The sequence below is a fragment of the bacterium genome (genome assembly GCA_040756715.1).
Taxonomy (GTDB): Bacteria; UBA9089; UBA9088; order UBA9088; family UBA9088; genus JBFLYE01.
Genome location: JBFLYE010000032.1, coordinates 1 through 3,906 on the forward strand (window position 1 = coordinate 1; position 3,906 = coordinate 3,906).

The 3,906-nt window shown below is 33.9% G+C and carries 2 protein-coding genes and 1 pseudogene; all 3 read left to right on the top strand.

The window, feature by feature from the left end; genetic code table 11:
* The first annotated feature begins 395 nt into the window (after positions 1-395).
* Positions 396-791 (top strand): annotated as a pseudogene (locus AB1397_01055) (DUF4143 domain-containing protein).
* A gap of 71 nt (positions 792-862) precedes the next feature.
* On the top strand, positions 863-1,360 hold the full coding sequence (hpt, locus tag AB1397_01060) for a hypoxanthine phosphoribosyltransferase (protein ID MEW6481592.1): 498 nt from the start codon (positions 863-865) through the stop codon (positions 1,358-1,360).
* Positions 1,361-1,514: 154 nt separating this feature from the next.
* Complete coding sequence (locus tag AB1397_01065; protein MEW6481593.1) at positions 1,515-3,758, top strand: O-antigen ligase family protein; 2,244 nt, start codon at positions 1,515-1,517, stop codon at positions 3,756-3,758.
* Positions 3,759-3,906: the final 148 nt, after the last annotated feature.

Consider the following 3,906-nt stretch of genomic DNA (forward strand, 5'->3'; position numbering starts at 1 on the left):
AAGGGAAAAAATTTTATAAAACTTAACCTTTTTCAATTCAAAATTCAAAATTTAGAATTCAAAATTTCTTAAAAGGTGGATGAATTTTTAACAGATAAACACAACCCTATCTATTTTTGCACTAAGTGATGGAAGATACTATACATTGACACCTACATAGAAAGGGATATGCGAAGTGTTAAAGATATCGGCAACATAGAGGGTTATCGTAAGGTTGTTGGTCAACTATCCTTAAGGGTAGGTAGTCTTCTGAACTATAATCAGTTGGGAAATGATGCAGGTATCAATCAGATTACCACAAAAAAATATGTGACCATCTGGCAGGAAAGTCTGGTTGGATTTCTCCTTTCGCCCTTTAATATATCTACCAGGATTAAGAAGTCAAAAAGGTATATTTCTTTGATAATGCACTTATCTGGGCATTGTCAGGTTTTAAGGCAAGAGAAATTCTTAAGGCAAGTGGTAAGTGTGGACATTATTTTGAAAACCTTGTTATCACAGATTTTATAAAATGGGGAATAAATTTAGAAAAACCACCTTCTTTTTACTACTGGCAAAAAAGCCCTGCTTCAGAGATAGACTTGGTCATAAACACTGAAGGGTTGACAATCCCTATAGAGATTAAATATTCAAATGTGATGGATAAAAAATATCTGCATGCTATTGATATGTTCAAAGAAAAACATAAGGGGAAAGGCTTAAAAATACCTTTTTCATTGATTATTTATAAAGGAGATTTTATTGCACCAGCAGAAGATGTCTTTTGTATCCCTGTCTGGGCATTGTGTTAAAATGGAAGATTGGGCTTTAAAACAGGGGAGATAAGCTATAATTATCCGTCCATTTTGGAGTGGGTTTCGTAATGAATATATTTATAACCAAGGAAGAGATTGAAAAAAAGGTATCTGAGCTTGCCCTAAAAATCTCATCTGATCATCCAGATGGTCTTATTACCATTGGTGTTTTAAAGGGTGCTTGGGTTTTTATGGCAGACCTGGTAAGAAAGCTGACCTGCCCTGTATATATAGATTTTATTAAGGTCTCAAGCTATAAGGGAAAAAAGACAACAGGAAAAATAAACCTTTCCCTCTTTCCCTCCATTTCTATTCTTAAAAAAAATGTTCTTGTTATCGAGGATATTGTAGATACGGGAATAACATTAAGCTATCTTAAGGAATATTTTAAAAGCCAAGAGCCAAAAAGCCTGAAATTTTGCTGCCTCCTTGATAAACCAGAGAGGAGAAAGAAAGATTTTACCCCAGATTATATTGGTTTTACCATCCCCGATAAATTTGTTGTAGGATATGGCCTTGATTGCAACGAGGAATACAGAAACCTTCCCTATATCGCTGTGATTTAAGTAATCAAATTTCTAAATCCAATTATGCTTTGCCAAACAAGATAAAATTTAGCATTTATGGAAGATTTTTGATATAATGTATCCTATAAAAAGCAATCAGAGAAAAAATAATAGCGAAATATAGGAATTTAAAATTTACCATGAAGAATTTTCCATGCTTATCATAGACTCTCTTATAAAGCTCTTTCTCGGACTTATTGTCCTCCTTATGCCATTATATTTTGACTTAAGGCTCTCTGACAATTTCGGGCTTTCAAAGACGCTAATCCTTTATCTTTTCTCAATTGTTATCCTTTACCTCTTATGTTTAAGGGCTATTTTTTATAAAGAAATACCCTTTAAAAAAACGCTAATTAACCTTTTTCTCTTTATCTTTATCATTATAAATATTGCCGCCTCCCTTGCATCAACCTCAAAGCTCCAAAGCATATTCGGTGAATACAAATCACAAGAAGGGCTGATAACCCTTTTTTGCTATGTCCTTCTTTTGTTTATAGCAATTAACTTTGTTGATAAAGAAAAAAATATATTTGTTAAAAAATGGCAAATTAGGCTATACACATCCATTGCTTTAAGTATAGCTTTTCTTCTTTTCTTTCCACCCCAGCAAACCATAGGATTACAAATATTGGAAAGCCCGTTTGGATTTTTCTGCTTTATTGCTTATCTCTCTTGCTTTTTCTTTTTTCTTTCCTGCCTTGATACAACAATTGGTTTTATAAAAATCCTTATTATGGCAGGGATGCTTTCTGGAATTTATTATGACCTACAGCTTAAAGGATGGGATTTTATCCAATGGGAGAGAGGAGCCTCTGCCTACTCAACATTTGGAAATATGGGATGGATTGGCCATTATGGAATGCTTGTTTTCTTTCCTAGTCTTTCCCTTTTTCTTTTAAGTTTCAACCCCTTCCCTCCTTCAAAGAAAGAGACAAAGAAAAGGAAAAATCCATCATCTGTGAAATACCTTTCCATTGCCATATCTTTCATTATCGTCATTTTTCTTTTTATCTCCTTCTTTCAGATAAGACAAAGGTCAACCTTTGTTGGATTGCTTGGAGGAAGCCTATTTTTCTTATCTATACTTGGATTAAAAGGGATAAGGGAATATAAAAAGGTTGTTTTTGTTCTCTGTTTGATATTTATCCCTTTGTTTTTCTTCTATGGCTTTACCGGAAGGGGGATTTTTATAAGGAGTATGAGGGAGTTTGGTGTAATGAAAAAGACAGACCAGCTTTTTGGAAGAGAAGGGATTACAACCATAGGAATAAGGCTTCACATCTGGAAAGCCTGCTTAAAGATAATCAAGGATTATCCAATCCTAGGATGTGGCCTTGATACAATGATGACTGTATATCCAAGGTATAGGACACTAAAGCATGTTGAGGTAGAAGGCCAGTATTCAAGAAACCAGAATGCCCATAATGACCTTTTACAGATAACATCAACCACAGGGTTTCTTGGCCTTTTCTCATACCTTCTCTTTCACCTTTCCCTCCTTTTTGCGATCATTCGCTCTAAATTATCTAATGAAAAAAGGATTCTTCTTGCAGGATTAGGAGGCTGCTGGATAGCACATCATGCAAATAATCTATTTTCATTTGGAATCCCTCCCATAAACGCTACCTGGTGGGTTATAATGGGTCTTCTTATATCTTTCCTTAATGAAAAAAAAGAAAATTTGAAAATTTCTCTTTCTTTTATGAAATGGCCAATTTTTGGAATTACATCCTTAATTGCCCTTCTTGGTATTCTTTTTATTATAAATATGTATAGGGCAGATTGCATATTTAAGCATGCAAAGGCTTATGATAGCTCAAAAAGGCTTATTGAGGCTATCCCTATTTACAAAAGGGCAATAAAGCTTAATCCATACTATAAGGATTATTGTGATGGGCTTCTAAATACATACCTTACATTGGCAAGGGAAAATCCCAATCCTGAATATACAAAGGAGGCGGTTATGCTTGCTTTAAAATCCGTTAAATTCTTTCCTGAGGATAGCATTGCCTGGAATTTCTTAGGCGGTGCATATTATCTGGATGGCATAGCATCAGGGATTGATCGGAGGGATGAAGCTGTATATGCATATAAAAATGCCATTAAATTTGAGCCATTCTTAAGGGATGCCTATACAAACATTGGCCAGATTAGAGCTAGCCAAAAAAGGTATGATGATAGCCTTTTCTGGTTCAAAAAGGCTCTGGAATTTATTCCCGATGAAGCTCTTTCGCTTTACTATGTTGGCTATATTTTGTTTGAAAAGAAAAGGTTTGAAGAGGGAAAACCATACTTAAAAAGGCTTATTTCTTTATACCCAACCTATGAAAAGGCAACAATGGCAAGAAAAATGTTAGAAGGAAGATATAGTATCTTCCATCACTTAGTGCAAAAATAGATAGGGTGTGTTTATCTGTTTAAAATTCATCCACCTTTTAAGAAATTTTGAATTCTAAATTTTGAATTTTGAATTGAAGGTTTAAGTTTTATAAAATTTTTTCCCTTTTAATTCAAAATTCAACATTCAAAATTCATAATTTTATAAA

Excerpts from the sequence above, each read along its gene's own strand:
- hpt (MEW6481592.1), top strand. The coding sequence starts at position 863 with ATGAATATATTTATAACCAAGGAAGAGATTGAAAAAAAGGTATCTGAG.
- AB1397_01065 (MEW6481593.1), top strand. The coding sequence starts at position 1,515 with ATGCTTATCATAGACTCTCTTATAAAGCTCTTTCTCGGACTTATTGTC.